This window comes from Elioraea rosea (assembly GCF_007644105.1).
In the GTDB taxonomy this organism is placed as follows: Bacteria; Pseudomonadota; Alphaproteobacteria; order Acetobacterales; family Acetobacteraceae; genus Elioraea_A; species Elioraea_A rosea.
Genome location: NZ_VFAC01000009.1, coordinates 20,942 through 35,248 on the forward strand (window position 1 = coordinate 20,942; position 14,307 = coordinate 35,248).

At 71.4% G+C, this 14,307-nt stretch carries 16 protein-coding genes; 8 read left to right on the forward strand and 8 right to left on the reverse strand.

Going from position 1 to position 14,307, the window contains the following annotated elements; translation table 11 throughout:
- Nucleotides 1-33: 33 nt before the first annotated feature.
- Genes FIF60_RS08200 through rsmA form a run of 3 tightly spaced genes read left to right on the forward strand, consistent with a single transcriptional unit; the run spans nucleotide 34 to nucleotide 3,250 of the window.
- Complete coding sequence (locus FIF60_RS08200; RefSeq protein ID WP_144185583.1) at nucleotides 34-1,398, forward strand: peptidylprolyl isomerase; 1,365 nt, start codon at nucleotides 34-36, stop codon at nucleotides 1,396-1,398.
- A complete protein-coding gene (pdxA, locus tag FIF60_RS08205) occupies nucleotides 1,395-2,387 on the forward strand; it encodes a 4-hydroxythreonine-4-phosphate dehydrogenase PdxA (RefSeq protein WP_144185584.1) in 993 nt (330 codons plus the stop codon). The genes FIF60_RS08200 and pdxA overlap by 4 nt, the downstream gene beginning before the upstream one ends.
- Nucleotides 2,384-3,250, forward strand: a complete 867-nt coding sequence (rsmA, locus tag FIF60_RS08210) for a 16S rRNA (adenine(1518)-N(6)/adenine(1519)-N(6))-dimethyltransferase RsmA (RefSeq protein WP_144185585.1) — start codon at nucleotides 2,384-2,386, stop codon at nucleotides 3,248-3,250. Before pdxA ends, rsmA begins: the two co-directional genes overlap by 4 nt.
- On the opposite strand, the gene gmk is transcribed toward rsmA, so the two are convergent.
- Nucleotides 3,200-3,829, reverse strand: a complete 630-nt coding sequence (gene gmk, locus FIF60_RS08215; protein WP_144185586.1) for a guanylate kinase — start codon at nucleotides 3,827-3,829, stop codon at nucleotides 3,200-3,202. The genes rsmA and gmk overlap by 51 nt on opposite strands.
- A gap of 9 nt (nucleotides 3,830-3,838) precedes the next feature.
- Nucleotides 3,839-4,753: a YicC/YloC family endoribonuclease gene (locus FIF60_RS08220; protein WP_239451552.1), complete on the reverse strand. Its 915-nt coding sequence runs from the start codon at nucleotides 4,751-4,753 to the stop codon at nucleotides 3,839-3,841.
- A gap of 59 nt (nucleotides 4,754-4,812) precedes the next feature.
- Between FIF60_RS08220 and FIF60_RS08225 the strand changes: the two genes are divergently transcribed.
- Entirely contained in the window at nucleotides 4,813-5,601 is a 789-nt protein-coding gene (locus tag FIF60_RS08225) for an SDR family NAD(P)-dependent oxidoreductase (protein WP_144185587.1), read from the forward strand.
- Here the strand turns inward: FIF60_RS08225 and FIF60_RS08230 are convergent.
- The 6 genes from FIF60_RS08230 to fabD all read right to left on the reverse strand — a co-directional run bounded on the left by FIF60_RS08230 (nucleotide 5,568) and on the right by fabD (nucleotide 11,608).
- Nucleotides 5,568-6,986 (reverse strand): PEP-CTERM sorting domain-containing protein, encoded by a 1,419-nt coding sequence (locus tag FIF60_RS08230; protein WP_144185588.1) that lies wholly within the window; start codon nucleotides 6,984-6,986, stop codon nucleotides 5,568-5,570. The genes FIF60_RS08225 and FIF60_RS08230 overlap by 34 nt on opposite strands.
- A 135-nt stretch (nucleotides 6,987-7,121) precedes the next feature.
- Nucleotides 7,122-8,159, reverse strand: coding sequence for an endolytic transglycosylase MltG (mltG, locus tag FIF60_RS08235; protein WP_144185589.1), 1,038 nt, complete (start codon nucleotides 8,157-8,159; stop codon nucleotides 7,122-7,124).
- Nucleotide 8,160: 1 nt separating this feature from the next.
- Nucleotides 8,161-9,423: a beta-ketoacyl-ACP synthase II gene (fabF, locus tag FIF60_RS08240; RefSeq protein WP_144185590.1), complete on the reverse strand. Its 1,263-nt coding sequence runs from the start codon at nucleotides 9,421-9,423 to the stop codon at nucleotides 8,161-8,163.
- Between the two features lie 37 nt (nucleotides 9,424-9,460).
- Complete coding sequence (locus FIF60_RS08245) at nucleotides 9,461-9,709, reverse strand: acyl carrier protein (RefSeq protein WP_144185591.1); 249 nt, start codon at nucleotides 9,707-9,709, stop codon at nucleotides 9,461-9,463.
- A 187-nt stretch (nucleotides 9,710-9,896) separates the two neighbouring features.
- A complete protein-coding gene (fabG, locus tag FIF60_RS08250) occupies nucleotides 9,897-10,634 on the reverse strand; it encodes a 3-oxoacyl-[acyl-carrier-protein] reductase (RefSeq protein ID WP_144185592.1) in 738 nt (245 codons plus the stop codon).
- 17 nt (nucleotides 10,635-10,651) lie between these two features.
- Nucleotides 10,652-11,608 carry an ACP S-malonyltransferase gene (gene fabD, locus FIF60_RS08255; protein WP_144185593.1) on the reverse strand — a complete coding sequence of 319 codons (957 nt, stop codon included), beginning with the start codon at nucleotides 11,606-11,608 and terminating at the stop codon, nucleotides 10,652-10,654.
- A gap of 246 nt (nucleotides 11,609-11,854) precedes the next feature.
- Between fabD and rpsF the strand changes: the two genes are divergently transcribed.
- From rpsF to rplI, 4 genes are read left to right on the forward strand one after another with little or no spacing between them, the layout of a single operon-like run.
- Nucleotides 11,855-12,373, forward strand: a complete 519-nt coding sequence (gene rpsF, locus FIF60_RS08260) for a 30S ribosomal protein S6 (protein WP_144185594.1) — start codon at nucleotides 11,855-11,857, stop codon at nucleotides 12,371-12,373.
- Nucleotides 12,374-12,378: 5 nt separating this feature from the next.
- Nucleotides 12,379-12,657, forward strand: a complete 279-nt coding sequence (gene rpsR / locus FIF60_RS08265; protein ID WP_144185595.1) for a 30S ribosomal protein S18 — start codon at nucleotides 12,379-12,381, stop codon at nucleotides 12,655-12,657.
- Between the two features lie 58 nt (nucleotides 12,658-12,715).
- Nucleotides 12,716-13,639: a DUF2232 domain-containing protein gene (locus FIF60_RS08270; RefSeq protein ID WP_144185596.1), complete on the forward strand. Its 924-nt coding sequence runs from the start codon at nucleotides 12,716-12,718 to the stop codon at nucleotides 13,637-13,639.
- A gap of 15 nt (nucleotides 13,640-13,654) precedes the next feature.
- Nucleotides 13,655-14,230: a 50S ribosomal protein L9 gene (gene rplI, locus FIF60_RS08275; RefSeq protein WP_144185597.1), complete on the forward strand. Its 576-nt coding sequence runs from the start codon at nucleotides 13,655-13,657 to the stop codon at nucleotides 14,228-14,230.
- Nucleotides 14,231-14,307 lie beyond the last annotated feature (77 nt).

Here is a 14,307-nt window from a genome sequence, read left to right on the forward strand (position 1 = left end):
CCGCGCCGTGGCGCCGGGTCTAGGGAGGGGCGGATGAGGAAGGTAGTCGTATCGGCGTTCGCGCTTCTGGTCTCCGCGGCCCTGTCCGGCGGCCCGGCCGGGCCCGCCCACGCACAGGCCCAACGCCAGGGCCAGCCCCAGAGCGTGGGCCAGAGCGCGGGCCAGAGCACGGGCCAGGGCGCAGGCCAGGGCGCGCCGCTCGGCGCCGGCATCGTCGCCACCGTCAACGGCGAGGTCATCACGCTTTTCGACCTCGAATCGCGCCGCCGGCTGTTCGCCATCACGGCCGGGCTACCGCTCACCCAGTCCGTGCTCGACCGGTTGACCCCTCAGGTCCGTCGCCTCCTGATCGACGAGAAGCTCCGCCAGCAGGAGGCGATCCGCCGCCGCGTCGGCGCGACCGACCGCGAGATCGCCGATGCCGTCGCGCGGCTCGAGCAGCAATCCAACCTGCCCTCGGGGGGGCTGCGCGCCAATCTTTCCCGGCAGGGCATCGACATCCGCGCCCTCTATGCGCAGATCCGCGCGCAGATCGCCTGGGGCAAGCTCGTGCGCGCCCAGCTTGGCCGCCAGGCGGAGGTCACCGAGGAGGAGATCACGGAGCGTCTCCGCGCCATCGAGGCAGCGACCGGCCAGCCGGAGTTCCTCGTCGCCGAGATCTTCATCGCCATCGACGACCCCTCGCAGGAGGCGGAGGCCCAGCGAACCGCCTCGAGCCTGATCGACCAGCTTCGCGCCGGCGCCCCGTTCCCGGCGGTGGCCGCCCAGTTCAGCCAGGCGCAGTCGGCCGAGAATGGCGGCGACCTCGGCTGGGTGCGCCTCGGCCAGCTCGAGCCCGAGGTCGAGGCGATCGTGACGCAGATGCCGCCTGGCGCGGTGTCGAACCCGATCCGCACAGCGGGCGGGCTTACCGTGGTCACGCTCAGGCAACGCCGCGAAGTCGGGCGCGACATGGCGACCCTTCTGACGATCCGCCAGGTGTTCCTGGCGTTCGACCAGACGCTGAACCCCCAGGCGCCGACGCAGCAGCAGATCGCCCAGCTCCAGGCCGCGAACCGCATCGGCGAGACGGTGCGGAGCTGTGCGCAGATGGAGGAGGCGGCGCGGCTGGCGCGTTCGCCGCGGCCGGCCGATCCGGGGCAGGAGCTCCGGCTCGAGATGCAGCAGGGGCCGATCCGCGACATCCTCGCCCAGCTGCGGCCGGGCGAGCCGACGCGGCCGCTCATCTCGCCAGACGGCATCACCGTGCTGATGCTCTGCAACAGGCGCGTGGAGAACGTCGCACAGCCGAACCCCGAGCAGGTCGGGCTGTCGATCCTGCGCGAGCGGGCAGACCTTCTCTCCCGCCAGATGATGCGCGACCTCCGCCGCCGCGCCGACATCAACGTCCGCTCATGAGCCTTCCGCCGCTCGCTCTGACGATGGGCGATCCTGCCGGGATCGGGCCTGAGATCACGCGCGCGGCCTGGCGCGCGCTGCGCGGTCGGCACCCCTTCGCGGTGATCGCTGACCCGGATCACCTCGCCTCGCTCGGCAGCGACGTGCCGGTGCGCGCGGTCGAGACGCTGGCGGAGGCCGCGGCGGTATTTCCCCGTGCGCTGCCCGTTCTTGCCGAGCCGCTTGCGTGCCCGGTTCGGCCAGGCGTGGCCGACCCAGCCCACGCGCCCGCGATCGTCCGCTCCGTCGAGCGCGCCGTGGCGCTTGCCCGGAGCGGGGCGGCGGCGGCGGTGGTGACGAACCCCCTCGCCAAGACGACGCTGCTCGATGCCGGCATCGGCCATACCGGGCACACGATGTGGCTGAAGGACCTCGCCGGCGGCGGCACGCCGGTGATGATGCTCGCCGGGCCGATGCTGCGCGTCGTTCCGGTGACCGTGCACATCCCGCTCGCCGAGGTGCCGCGGGCGCTGACGGCGGACGCCATCGTCGCGGCCGGGCGCATCACGGCCGCGGCCCTCGCTGCCGATTACGGCCTCGCCGCACCCCGGCTCGCCGTGGCCGGGCTCAACCCGCATGCGGGGGAGAGCGGCACGGTCGGGCGCGAGGAGATCGAGGTGATCGCGCCCGCCATCGCCGCCCTTCAGGCCGACGGGATCGACGCGACCGGCCCGCATCCCGGTGACAGCCTGTTCCACGCCGCCGCGCGCGCGACCTATGACGCCGCGCTCTGCATGTATCACGACCAGGCGCTCATCCCGATCAAGGCGCTGGACTTCGCCAACGCCGTGAACGTGACGCTGGGGCTTCCCATCGTCCGCACTTCGCCCGATCACGGCACGGCATACGGCATCGCGGGCAAGGGCCTCGCCGACCCGACGAGCCTGATCGCAGCGCTCGAGATGGCCGCGGCGATCGCCGCGCGCCGGGGCGAACGCAAGGCCGCGTGAGCCCCAAGCTCCCGCCACTCCGCGAGGTGATCGCCTCGGCCGGGCTCGATGCGCGGAAATCCCTCGGCCAGCACTTCCTGCTCGACCTGAACCTGACGGCGCGGATCGCCCGCGAGGCGGGCGAGCTCGCTGGCCGTCACGTGGTGGAGATCGGCCCCGGGCCCGGCGGGCTCACCCGTGCGCTTCTCGAGACGGCGGCGGTGGACGTGACCGCGCTCGAGATCGACCCCCGCGCCGTCGCGGCGCTCGCGCCGCTCGCCGAGGCCTATCCGGGGCGCCTGCGCATCGTCGAGGCGGATGCGCTCGGCGCCGACATCGCCGCCCTCGTCCCTGCGCCGCGCGCGATCGTTGCGAACCTTCCCTACAATGTCGGCACGCCGCTTCTCGTCCGCTGGCTCGGTGCCGCCGGGGATATCGAGAGCATGACGCTGATGTTCCAGCAGGAAGTGGCAGAGCGCATCGTCGCCGCCCCGGGAACGGACGCCTATGGCCGGCTTGCCGTGCTCGCGGGCTTCGTTGCCGATGCCAGGCTCGTCATGCGCATCCCGCCCGCGGCCTTCACGCCGCCGCCGAAGGTGTGGTCCGCCGTCGTGCGGATCGTTCCGCGCGCGGAGCAGCCTTCGCGGCACCTCTTCCGAGCGATGGAGCGCGTCACCGGCGCCGCCTTCGGGCAGAGGCGGAAGATGCTCAGAAGCAGCCTGAAACCGCTCGGCGGTGCCGAGGCGCTGCTCGGCGCGTCCGGGATCGACGGCACGCGGCGAGCCGAGACGCTGACGGGTGCGGAATTCGTGCGGCTCGCCGCGGCGCTTGCCTCACGACCCGAGAAGACGCGACACGAAGGGGGCGAGCCCGGTCCCGCGTGACCGGCGGAGCCGTTCGGCCGCGAGGATCGACCGCGCGGCGGCGACGGTTTCGTCGAAGTCGCGGTTGACCAGCACATAGTCGTACTCGTCCCAGTGCGCGATCTCCGAGGCGGCCTGCGCCATGCGCCGGGCAACGATCGCGGCATCGTCTTGCGCGCGCGCAGCGAGCCGCCGGGACAGCTCCTCCATGCTCGGCGGCAGGAGATAGATCGACACGATATCGCCGGGCAGCGCGGCGCGGAGCTGGCGCGTGCCCTGCCAGTCGATGTCGAACAGCATGTCACGGCCTTCGTCGAGCGCCTTGGCCACCGGTGCGCGCGGCGTCCCATAGCGGTGCGCATAGACCTGCGCGTGCTCGACCATCGCGTCGGCCGCCACGGCGCGAAGGAAGGTAGGTTCGTCCACGAAATGATAGTCGATCCCGTCGGTCTCGCCGGGGCGGGGAGGGCGCGTCGTCAGCGACACGGACAGATGCAGGTTCGCATCCGTCTCGCGGAGCGCGCGGCCGACGGAGGTCTTCCCTCCGCCGGAGGGCGAGGACAGCACGAGGAGCAGCCCGCGTCGGGCGATCCCGTTCACCGGCGCGGCTCACTCAAGGTTCTGCACCTGCTCGCGGAACTGCTCGATCGCTGCCTTCAGGGCGAGGCCGGTCGCCGTCAGCGTGCGGCTCGCCGCCTTGCTGCAGAGCGTATTGGCCTCGCGGTTGAACTCCTGCGTCAGGAAGTCGAGCCGCCGGCCCACCAGCGTTCCCTCGACCATCAGCGCGCGCGCCGCGGCGATGTGGGCGTGCAGCCGGTCGATCTCCTCGCGCACATCGGCGCGCGAGGCGAGAAGTGCCGCTTCGGCGGCGATCCTGTCCTCCGTCAGCGCGGGGGACTGGTCGGCCAGGGCGCGGAGCGCCGTGACGAGCCTGTCTCGGATCGCCTCGGGTTGTGTCGCGGCATCGGCCTCTGCGGAGGCGACGAGACCCTCGATCTCGTCGAGCTTCGCCGCCAGCACCGCGCCGATGCGCGCGCCTTCCGCGCGGCGCGAGGACTCGAGTGCGGCGAGCGCGCGGGCGAAGCTCTCGGTCACGGCGGCGGCGCGGGCGGCGAGCAGCGCCTCGTCGGGTTCCTCCTCGGAAGCCGCGCGCATCACGCCAGGCAGGGAGAGAAGCGCCGTTGCGGGAGGGGGCGGCGCGGCAGGAAGCAGTGCCTGCACCTCCGCCACGATGGCAAGCGCGGCCTCGAGCGCGGCTCGGTCGAGCATGGGCCTCGCCGCCTGCTCGTCGCGGCGTACGGAGAGGCCTGCGCTGATGCTGCCGCGCTTCAGCTTCGCCTGCGCCGCGTCCTTCAGCGCAGGCTCCACGCCGTCCCAGCCGGGGGGCAGGCGGAAGCGCACATCGAGGCCGCGGCCGTTCACGCTCTTCACCTCCCACACCCAGGAGATGCCGTTCGCCTCGCCACGGTCGCGGGCGAAGCCTGTCATCGAGGCGAGGGCGGGGGAGAGGGGGGCGCGTGGCATGGGCGCGCGGGTTATAGACCCCGGACCCGATCCTCGAAAGCCATGCCGGAGCAACCGCGATGCCGTCTCCCTCCCGCGTGCTGGTCACAGGCGCTTCCTCCGGTCTTGGTGCTGCCTTCGCGCTCGCCTGCGCCCGGCCGGGCGCGACGCTGTTCCTCGGCGGTCGGGATGCGCAGAGGCTCGGGCTGGTAGCCGACGCGGTGCGCGAGCGGGGCGCGGAGGCGGCGATCGCGCTGGTCGACGTGCGCGACGGCGCAGCCACCGAGGCGTGGGTGCGCGGCGCCGCACCGCTCGACCTCGTGCTGGCGAATGCCGGCATCTCGGCCGGGACGGGCGGCGGCCAGGCGGAGACGGCCGAGCAGGCCCGGGCGATCTTCGCCACCAACCTGGACGGTGCGCTGAACACCGGGCTTGCCGCAGCAGCCGTGATGCGCGGCCAGGCGCCGGGTGCCGACGGGGTGCGAGGGCGCATCGGGGTCGTCGCCTCGATCGCGGCTTTCGTGCCTGCGCCCGGCGCGCCGTCCTACTGCGCGTCGAAGGCGGCCGTCGATGCCTGGGCGGTGGCCACCGCACCGGTGTGGCGGCGCGAGGGAATCGTCCTGACCTCCGTCTGCCCAGGCTACGTGAAGACGCCGATGACGGCCTCGAACCGCTTCCCGATGCCAGGGCTGATGGAAGCCGACCGGGCGGCGGCGATCATGCTTCGGGGGATGCTGGCGGGCCGCCAGCGCCTCGCCTTTCCCGGGTGGCTCGCGGTGGCGGCGCGCCTGGTTGGGCTTCTGCCGGCGCCGTTGGCCACGCGGATGCTCGGCTCTCAGCCGGGCAAGGAACCCGCGGCGAGCCCCTGAGTCGGAAGCGGCCCGGCCCGGCGGCGCGCCGCGGCGAGGCCCACGATCGCAAGGGCGAACAGCGTGATCGTGGCGGGCTCCGGCAGCTCGGTGAACATCGTCACGGTCAGCGCGACCCAATGGATCAGGGCGTCATCGCCGAAGATCACGTCGAGCGTGCCGTCGGCGAGCAGGGGACGGAGGTCGACGAGGCCGCCACCGCTGGGCATCGCGTTCAAGGGCAGCGTCACCGTCGCCGGCACATCGAGCGCGAGGTCCTTGAGGATGTCGTTGCCGAAGAGGTCGGACGGGCGGCTCGCGTTGTCGGCGAAGAACAGGACGTCGGTCGCCAGGGCCGGGCTCCTCGGTGTCAGGCTGAGGGTCAGCTCGGCCGAAGCGATGCTGCGCCCGGCGATCTGCGGCAGAGAGAACGAGAAGGGCACCAGCTCGTCGATGCCGTTGCCTGGCGTCTGGTCGGCCACGTTGGGCCCTGGCGTGTAGCGCAGCCCGTCATGCCCGGTGTCAGCGGCGGTCAGGGGCGAGCCGTTGAAGCCGGTGATTGGCGCGTCCGTTACGCCGGTGTCCTCGGGGTACAGCGCGTAGTAGTCCCTCAGATACGCAGCCAGGGCGTCGGAGATGGGGGGGATGTCGTCGGTCCAGACCTGGTTCAGCGTCACGCCGGGCGTGGCCGATTCGAGGATGTCGACGAAGCCGATGGTAGGCGCCCCCCAGTAGGTCGGCAGGCTCCAGGTGCTATAGGCGCCGTGGTTCGTCTCGCGCACCGGCGTGGGCACGAGTTGGATCGCATTGTCCTCGTTGTCTGCGAGCAGGAGGTCCGTGTAGAGGCCGGATGCCGGGTCCTTTACCGTTCCCCAGACGGAAAGAGCGTGCGCGCCGGACTCCGTCGTGAAGGACAGGTAGAGGCCTAGGCTGCGGCCCTCGGCGAGCAGCGAGTCGAGCAAGGACGGCGACCCCTGCGTCGCCCCGGCGACGTCATAATAGTCCATGTAGTTCAGTGTCGGGTGGTACGTGTCGAAGTAGTCGGCGATGGCCGTCTCCGTGAACCCAGGGACGTTGTTGTATCGGGGGTTCATCTGGTCGACGAAGATCGCCTGTGCGTCGTTCTCAACCACCCCCACGCCCCAGCCGCCATAGGCGAGCATGTTGGCAGCCGTTGCTGCCCAGCAGAGATTGGAGTCGCCCGTCACCGGGTCGGTATCGTGCGGCCAAGGGCCTGACTTGTTCGCATCCTGGAACGGCGTGACGTAGGTGCCTTGCACAGGCACACCTCCGCCCGCGAGTGGCGCCGCGCCGATGCAACTCGCACCGGCAGCCTGGCTGGCCAGCACGACCGCGAGGCAGGCCGCACCGCCGATCCTTCCCAGTCGATGAACGATCCGCCGCATTGCTCCGCCCCCCCGACTATTCCGGGTCCTTGGAGCGAAGCAGGCTCTTCCGGCGCCGCAATTGCATTGCGGTGTGTCAATCACCGTCGGGGGCGGGCTCCGGGAAGGCGACGCGCGGCTGGCTGCGTGATTCTGCTAGTTCTGCCTCAGCCCGCGCTCGCGCTCGATCTGGCGCCAGCGGGCGACGGCGCGGTTGTGCTCCTCCAGCGTGCGGGAGAAGACATGCCCGCCCGTGCCGTCGGCGACGAAGTAGAGCGCATCCGTCTCTGCCGGCCGCACGGCGGCCATGAGGCTCGCCCGACCCGGCGAGGCGATGGGCTGGGGCGGAAGGCCGCGGATGCGGTAGGTGTTCATCGGGTGGTCGGCGTCGAGGTCGGCGCGCGAGATCGGCCGGCCGAGCTCGCCCGCCCCCCCGCTCGCCGCATAGACGACGGTGGGATCCGACTGGAGCGGCATGCCGCGGCGAAGCCGGTTGGCGAACACGCCGGCCACGCGGCCCCGCTCCTCGGCCACACCTGTTTCCTTCTCGATGATGCTTGCGAGGATCAGCGCCTCGCGCGGGTTCGCGAGCGGAACGGACGGGTCGCGCGCCGCCCAGGCCTCCGCCAGCGCACGCTCCATCCCCTCCGCCATCCGGCGGATCACCGAGGCGCGCGTGTCGCCCCAGCTATAGGCCCAGGTCTCGGGCAGCATCGTCCCTTCGGCGGGAACCGTCTCGATCGGGCCGGTCAGCCCTTCCGCCTGTTCGATCACGGTGATGATCTGCGCGACCGTGAGACCCTCCGGCACCGTCAGCCGCCGCTGAACGGTGCGGCCGGAGCGGAGGATGCCGATGGCCTGGCGGATCGAAGCCTGCGCGGGGAAGGCGAACTCGCCTGCGCGGAGCGCCGGCCCCTGGTCGAGCGCGAGGCCAAGCATGAAGAGCCTGGCATCCTTGACGACGCCGGCCTGCTCGAGACGCTCCGCGATCGTGCCGCTCGAGGCACCGCGGGGGATGATCACCGCCGTCTCGGAGGCAAGCGGGCCGGCTGCGTCGAGGCGGCCGAGCGTCCATTGCCAGGCGCCGAAGCCCGCCGCGCCGATCGCGAGGACGAGGACGAGCACGACCGTGAGTGCGCGAAGGCCCCGCCGCCGCGGCCGCACCTCAGCCGTGGCGCCGGCCTCCGCCTCCATGTCAGTGCGGCTTGCGGAACAGGATCGACGCGTTGGTGCCGCCGAAGCCGAAGCTGTTGGAGAGGGCGATGTCGATCTTCCGCTCCTGCGCCGTGTGCGGCACGCGGTCGATCACGCTCGGCGTGCTCGGCTCGTCGAGGTTCAGCGTCGGCGGGGCGACGTCGTCGCGCACGGCCAGGATGGAGAACACCGCCTCTACCGCGCCGGCCGCGCCGAGCAGGTGCCCGATCGCGGACTTGGTCGACGACATGGCCGCCCCGCGCGCGGCATCGCCGAACAGCCGCTCGACGGCCTGGAGCTCGAGGTCGTCGCCGAGCGGCGTCGAGGTGCCGTGCGCGTTGATGTAGCCGATCTGCTCGGGGGTGACGCCGCCATTCTTCAGCGCGGCCTTCATAGCCCGGAAGGCGCCGTCATGCCCCTCCGCCGGGGCGGTGATGTGGTAGGCATCGCCCGACAGGCCATAGCCCGCGAACTCGGCGTAGATCTTCGCCCCGCGCTTCTTCGCATGCTCGTACTCCTCGAGCACGAGAACGCCGGCTCCCTCGCCCATCACGAAGCCGTCGCGATCCTTGTCCCAGGGGCGCGAGGCCTTGGCGGGCGTGTCGTTGAACCCTGTCGAGAGCGCGCGCGAGGCGCAGAACCCGGCCATGCCGAGCTCGCACACCGCCGCCTCGGAGCCGCCGGCGACCATCACGTCGGCATCGCCCATCGCGATCAGCCGCGCCGCGTCGCCGAGCGCGTGCACGCCGGTGGCGCAGGCCGTGACCACCGCGTGGTTGGGGCCCTTGAAGCCGTGCTTGATCGAGACATGGCCCGAGGCGAGGTTGATCAGCGCCGAGGGGATGAAGAAGGGCGAGAGCCGCCGCGACTTGCCTTCGTGGACGAGCTGCGAGGCCTCGAAGATGGTCTGGAGCCCGCCGATGCCGGAGCCGATCATGACGCCGGTCGTCCAGGCATCCTCGTCGGTCTCGACCTTCCAGCCGCTGTCGGCCACCGCCTCGTCCGCGGCGACCAGCGCGAGTTGGATGAAGCGGTCCATCTTCCGCTGGTCCTTGGGCGGAATCCACTCGTTGAGGTCGAGCTTGCCGTCCTCCTTCGAGCCGGAGGGAACCTGGCCGGCGATCTTGGCCGGCAGGTCCTTCACATCGAAGGACTGGATGGCGCCGATGCCGCTTTCGCCGGCAAGCAGGCGCTTCCAGACATGCTCCACCCCGATGCCGAGAGGGGTGACCGCCCCCATCCCGGTGACGACGACACGGCGCATCGCGCTCTTGATCCCGCTTCCGGACCGCGGCGCCGGCTCAGGCCGACTTCTGCTTCTGGATGTAGTCGATCGCGTCCTTGACGGTCGTGATCTTCTCTGCGGCGTCGTCGGGGATCTCGATGCCGAACTTCTCCTCGAAGGCCATCACGAGCTCGACCGTGTCGAGGCTGTCGGCGCCGAGGTCATCGATGAAGCTCGCCGTCTCCGTCACCTTCGCCTCCTCGACGCCGAGATGCTCGACGACGATCTCCTTCACCTGCTTGGTGATCTCTGCGGTGTCGGTCATTGGGCAGTGTCTCCTGCGATCGGATGTCTGTTGGTGACTGTGGCGTCAGGGTGGGACGAAGACGACCCGTCCGGAAGGGCAGGGCGCGCCGCTGCGCTGCCGGCATGCCCCCCAGGCAGGATTGGGCGCGCCATAACACGCGCCCGCACGCTTGGAAAGCGCCGCGCCGCGCCGGGGCCCGTGCGGCTCACAGCATCGCCATCCCGCCATTGACGTGCAGCACCGTGCCGGTGATCCAGCCCGCCTCGTCCGAGGCGAGGTAGAGGCAGGCAGCGGCGATGTCCTCCGGCGTGCCGAGGCGGCCGAGCGGAATGCGCCCGGAGAGCGCCGATTTCTGCTCCTCGGTCAGTGCATCCGTCATCGGCGTGGCGATGAAGCCCGGCGCGATGCAGTTCACCGTGACCCCTCGCGCAGCGACCTCGGCGGCCAGCGCCTTCGACATGCCGATCAGCCCCGCCTTCGCGGCGGCGTAGTTCACCTGGCCCGGGTTGCCGGTGATGCCGACGATCGAGGAGATGCCGATGATCCGCCCCGCCCGGCGCTTCAGCATTCCCTTGAGCGCGGCGCGGGAGAGCCGGAACGCGGCGGTGAGATCAACATCCAGCACCGCCTGCCAGTCCTCGTCCTTCATGCGCAGCGCGAGGCCGTCGCGGGTGAAGCCTGCGTTGTTGACGAGGATGTGCACGCCTCCCATCGCTGCCTCGGCGGCGGCGATCAGGCCGTCCGGCGCGGCCGGGTCGGAGAGATTGGCGGGCAGGACATGCGCGCGGTCGCCGAGCTCGGCCGCAAGCGCCGCCAGCACCTCCTCGCGGGTGCCGGAGAGCCCGACCGCCGCTCCTTGGGCATGGAGCGTGCGCGCAATCGCCGAACCGATGCCGCCCGAGGCGCCGGTGACCAGCGCCGCCTTGCCGTCGAGCCTGAACATGGTCGCCTCCCTCTCCCTCACACGGCCTTCAGGAAGGCCTCGACCTCCTCGGGCGTGCCAATGGAGGTGGCGGCGAGGTCCTTGTCGATGCGCTTGACCAGCCCGGCCAGGACCTTGCCCGCGCCGAGCTCGACGATCGTGTCCACGCCCATCGCCTTCATCGCCGCGACACTCTCGCGCCAGCGCACGGTGGCGGTGACCTGCTGCACCAGGAGGCGGCGGATCTCGGCAGGGTCGGTCGCCTTGGCGGCGGTGACGTTGGCGATCACGGGAACGACGGGCGCGCGGAGGTCGGCCTTGGCCAGGGCCTCGGCCATCACGTCCGCCGCCGGCGCCATCAGCGCGCAGTGGAACGGGGCGGAGACGGGCAGCTTCATCGCCCGCTTGATGCCCTTGCCCGGCGCGAGGGCGATGGCTCGGTCGACGGCCGCCGCAGCGCCGCTGATCACGACCTGGCCGCCGCCATTGTCGTTCGCCGGCTCGAGCACCTCGCGCCCATCCGGCCCCTCGGCGGCTTCGGCGCAGAGTGCCTCGGCCTGGTCGAGCTCGGCCCCGAGCAGGGCGGCCATCGCGCCTTCGCCGGGCGGTACCGCCTTCTGCATGGCCTGGCCGCGCAGCCTCAGGAGCCGCGCGCAGGTCGCGAGGTCGAAGGCGCCCGCGGCGGCGAGCGCGCTGTATTCGCCGAGGGAATGGCCGGCAACGAGGATCGCGGCCTCCGGCAGCGCCATGCCGCCATCGCGGCCGAGCACGCGGAGCGTCGCGATCGAGGCAGCCATCAGCGCGGGCTGGGCGTTCTCGGTGAGCGTCAGCGTCTCGATCGGCCCGTCGAACATCAGCGCCGACAGCTTCTGCTTCAGCGCCTCGTCCACCTCCTCGAACACCTCGCGGGCAGCGGGAAAGGCCTCGGCGAGCGCGCGGCCCATGCCGACGGCCTGGCTGCCCTGGCCGGGGAAGACGAAGGCGCGCACGGGCATGGCTCTGGCTCTCCCGAATCCCGTTGTTTGCAGGCGTGTGACGGCGCGGCCCGGGGTGGTATGCGCAGCACCGGGGGCTGTCAAGAAAGCCGAGGTCCCCTGGAAAGGGCCGAAAAGGTTGCAACCCGGCCGAGGTTCTGTATAACCCCGCCGTTCCCTGCCGGCCGCGAGGCGCGTGGCCGGCTATGCCTGTTTGTGCCGGGATGGTCCCGCCACACGGGCTGAGAAAAGCCGGAGGGGCAGTACATGCCACTTTACGAGTGCGTGATCATCGCGCGCAGCGATGTCACGACGCAGCAGGTTGACGCGCTCGGCGAACAGGTCACGGCCCTGATGGGCGAGCTTGGCGGCGCCGTGAAGAAGACCGAGTACTGGGGTCTTCGCTCGCTTGCCTACCGCATCAAGAAGAACCGCAAGGGCCATTACCTCCTCCTGAACCTCGAGGCGCCCGCCGCCGCAATCACCGAGATGGAGCGGCAGCTTCGCCTGAACGAGGACGTCCTCCGCTTTCTCACCGTCGCGGTGGAGGAGCTCGAGGAGGGCCAGTCCGCGATCCTGACCAACAAGGGCCGTGACGACCGCGAGGGCCGTGGCCCCGGCGGCGGGGGCGGCGGCCGGTTCGGCGACCGTGGCCCGCGGCCGCCGCGCAGCGGCTTCGGTGACCGCGGCGACCGTGGCGGGTTCGGTGACCGCGGCGGGTTCGGCGATCGTGGCGATCGTGGTGACCGCGGCGAGCGTGTGCCGCGCGGCGAGATGGGGGCCTGAGGATCATGGAAGACAACAGCGATATCGTTCCGGCGAGCCGCCGGACGGCGGTCGGCGCCCGGCGCCCGTTCTATCGTCGCCGCAAGTCCTGCCCGTTCAGCGGGCCGAACGCGCCGAAGATCGACTACAAGGACGTCAGGCTCCTGTCCCGCTACATCAGCGAGCGCGGCAAGATCGTGCCGAGCCGCATCACGGCGGTGTCTGGCAAGAAGCAGCGTGCGCTCGCGGTGGCGATCAAGCGTGCCCGCTTCCTCGCCCTTCTCCCCTACGTCATCCGGACCTGAGCGGAGGCCGCCCGGGCGCATTTCCCGGGCGGGTCGAAGATGAGGAGCGTGCTGGCAGATGAACGCGCGCGTCACGGCGTCGCTTGCGGGGGGGATCATTTCCGCCCTGCTCGCGCTTGCCGCCGTGCGCGGCCTGCCGCTTGGGGGCGTGCTGTTCTGGTTCGCGCCCCTGCCTCTGTTCGCGGTGGCCTTCGGCTTCGGCGCCACTGCGACCTGGACGTCGCTCGGCGCCGGGGCGCTGGTGGCGATCGTTTCCGGCGGGCCTGCGGCACTGGGGGTGTGGCTGCTGCTGTTCGGGCTGCCGGCAGCGGCCTTCTCGACGCTGGCGCTCCGCGGCGGGCCGCCGGCCCTGTCGCTTCCCTTCGCGCTTCTGGCGCTCTGGCCTGCGGCGATCCTGGTCGCGGCAGAGTTCGCGCTGTCGGACCAGCCGGGTGGATTGTCGGGCGTCCTCCGCACGATGATGGAGCGTGCGGTCGCTCAGATGGGTGCGGGGCCGGAGCTCGAGACCGCAGAGATCATCGACACGCTGGTCAGGCTGAAGCCGCTCGCCGTCACGATCTGGTTCGCGGTGGTCACCACACTGAATGCCTCGTCCGCGCAGGTGTTCATGGCGCGCAGGGGGCTGCTCGCATCCGAGCCGGCACGGTGGCGCGAGGCGCGGCTGCCGCTGTGGTACGCGCCCGTGGCGGTCGTCCCGGCGCTGGTCGCGGGACTGTCGCCTGGCGAGGCGGGGTTCTTCGCCTCCTCGCTGGCGATGATGCTCGCCGTTCCGCTGGTGATGCAGGGCCTCGCGGTGGTGCATGTGCTGCTGGCCGAGCGCCCGGCGCGGCGCTTCATCCTCGCCGTGCTCTACGTCTCCCTGATCGTGTTCATGCTGCCCGTCGGTCTCGCGCTGGCGGGGCTTGGGCTTGCCGAGTTCGTACTGAACCTGCGGAACCGCCCGCGCGGGCCGCGACCGGGGCAACAGCCCCCTGAGGATTGAGGTCGGAGAACCACGATGGACGTGATCCTGCTGCAGCGTGTCGAGAAGCTCGGCCAGATGGGCGAGGTGGTGAAGGTGAAGCCGGGCTACGCCCGCAACTTCCTCCTGCCCCAGATGAAGGCCATCCGCGCCACCAAGGAAAACCGCCAGCGCTTCGAGGAGACGCGCTCGCAGCTCGAGGCGCAGAACCTCAAGCGCCGCGAGGAGGCCGAGCGTGTGGCCGAACGCGTGTCCGGCCTCTCGGTGGTGATGATCCGCCAGGCAGGCGAGAGCGGCCAGCTCTACGGCTCGGTCAGCGCCCGCGACATCGCCGAGGCGACGACCGAGGCCGGCCTGTCGGTGTCGCGCCAGCAGGTCGTGCTCGACCAGCCGATCAAGACGCTTGGCCTTTCGGCCGTGCGCGTCGTCCTCCACCCCGAAGTGGTGATCTCGGTGACGGTGAACGTCGCCCGCAGCCCGGAGGAGGCCGAGAAGCAGGCCCGCGGCGAGCGTGTGACGGGTGCGGCCGAGGAGGAAGAGGAGGCGCCCGAACTCGAGGTGTTCGAGGAAGGCGTCGAGCCGGCCGGCACGGGCGAGCAGCCCGAGGTCTGACACGGCCTGGGCCCTTGGCGGGGCCCACCCTGCCTCTCTAATCTCCCCTCCGGACGGGCGCCGAGCCAACGGCGCCT

Bases quoted from the DNA above. Each gene is read 5' to 3' on its own strand.
- FIF60_RS08200 (WP_144185583.1), top strand. From the start codon at position 34: ATGAGGAAGGTAGTCGTATCGGCGTTCGCGCTTCTGGTCTCCGCGGCC.
- pdxA (WP_144185584.1), top strand. From the start codon at position 1,395: ATGAGCCTTCCGCCGCTCGCTCTGACGATGGGCGATCCTGCCGGGATC.
- FIF60_RS08220 (WP_239451552.1), bottom strand. From the start codon at position 4,753: ATGCCACGCGCCCCCCTCTCCCCCGCCCTCGCCTCGATGACAGGCTTC.
- FIF60_RS08225 (WP_144185587.1), top strand. From the start codon at position 4,813: ATGCCGTCTCCCTCCCGCGTGCTGGTCACAGGCGCTTCCTCCGGTCTT.
- FIF60_RS08230 (WP_144185588.1), bottom strand. From the start codon at position 6,986: ATGCGGCGGATCGTTCATCGACTGGGAAGGATCGGCGGTGCGGCCTGC.
- mltG (WP_144185589.1), bottom strand. From the start codon at position 8,159: ATGGAGGCGGAGGCCGGCGCCACGGCTGAGGTGCGGCCGCGGCGGCGG.
- fabF (WP_144185590.1), bottom strand. From the start codon at position 9,423: ATGCGCCGTGTCGTCGTCACCGGGATGGGGGCGGTCACCCCTCTCGGC.
- FIF60_RS08245 (WP_144185591.1), bottom strand. From the start codon at position 9,709: ATGACCGACACCGCAGAGATCACCAAGCAGGTGAAGGAGATCGTCGTC.
- fabG (WP_144185592.1), bottom strand. From the start codon at position 10,634: ATGTTCAGGCTCGACGGCAAGGCGGCGCTGGTCACCGGCGCCTCGGGC.
- fabD (WP_144185593.1), bottom strand. From the start codon at position 11,608: ATGCCCGTGCGCGCCTTCGTCTTCCCCGGCCAGGGCAGCCAGGCCGTC.
- rpsF (WP_144185594.1), top strand. From the start codon at position 11,855: ATGCCACTTTACGAGTGCGTGATCATCGCGCGCAGCGATGTCACGACG.
- rpsR (WP_144185595.1), top strand. From the start codon at position 12,379: ATGGAAGACAACAGCGATATCGTTCCGGCGAGCCGCCGGACGGCGGTC.
- FIF60_RS08270 (WP_144185596.1), top strand. From the start codon at position 12,716: ATGAACGCGCGCGTCACGGCGTCGCTTGCGGGGGGGATCATTTCCGCC.
- rplI (WP_144185597.1), top strand. From the start codon at position 13,655: ATGGACGTGATCCTGCTGCAGCGTGTCGAGAAGCTCGGCCAGATGGGC.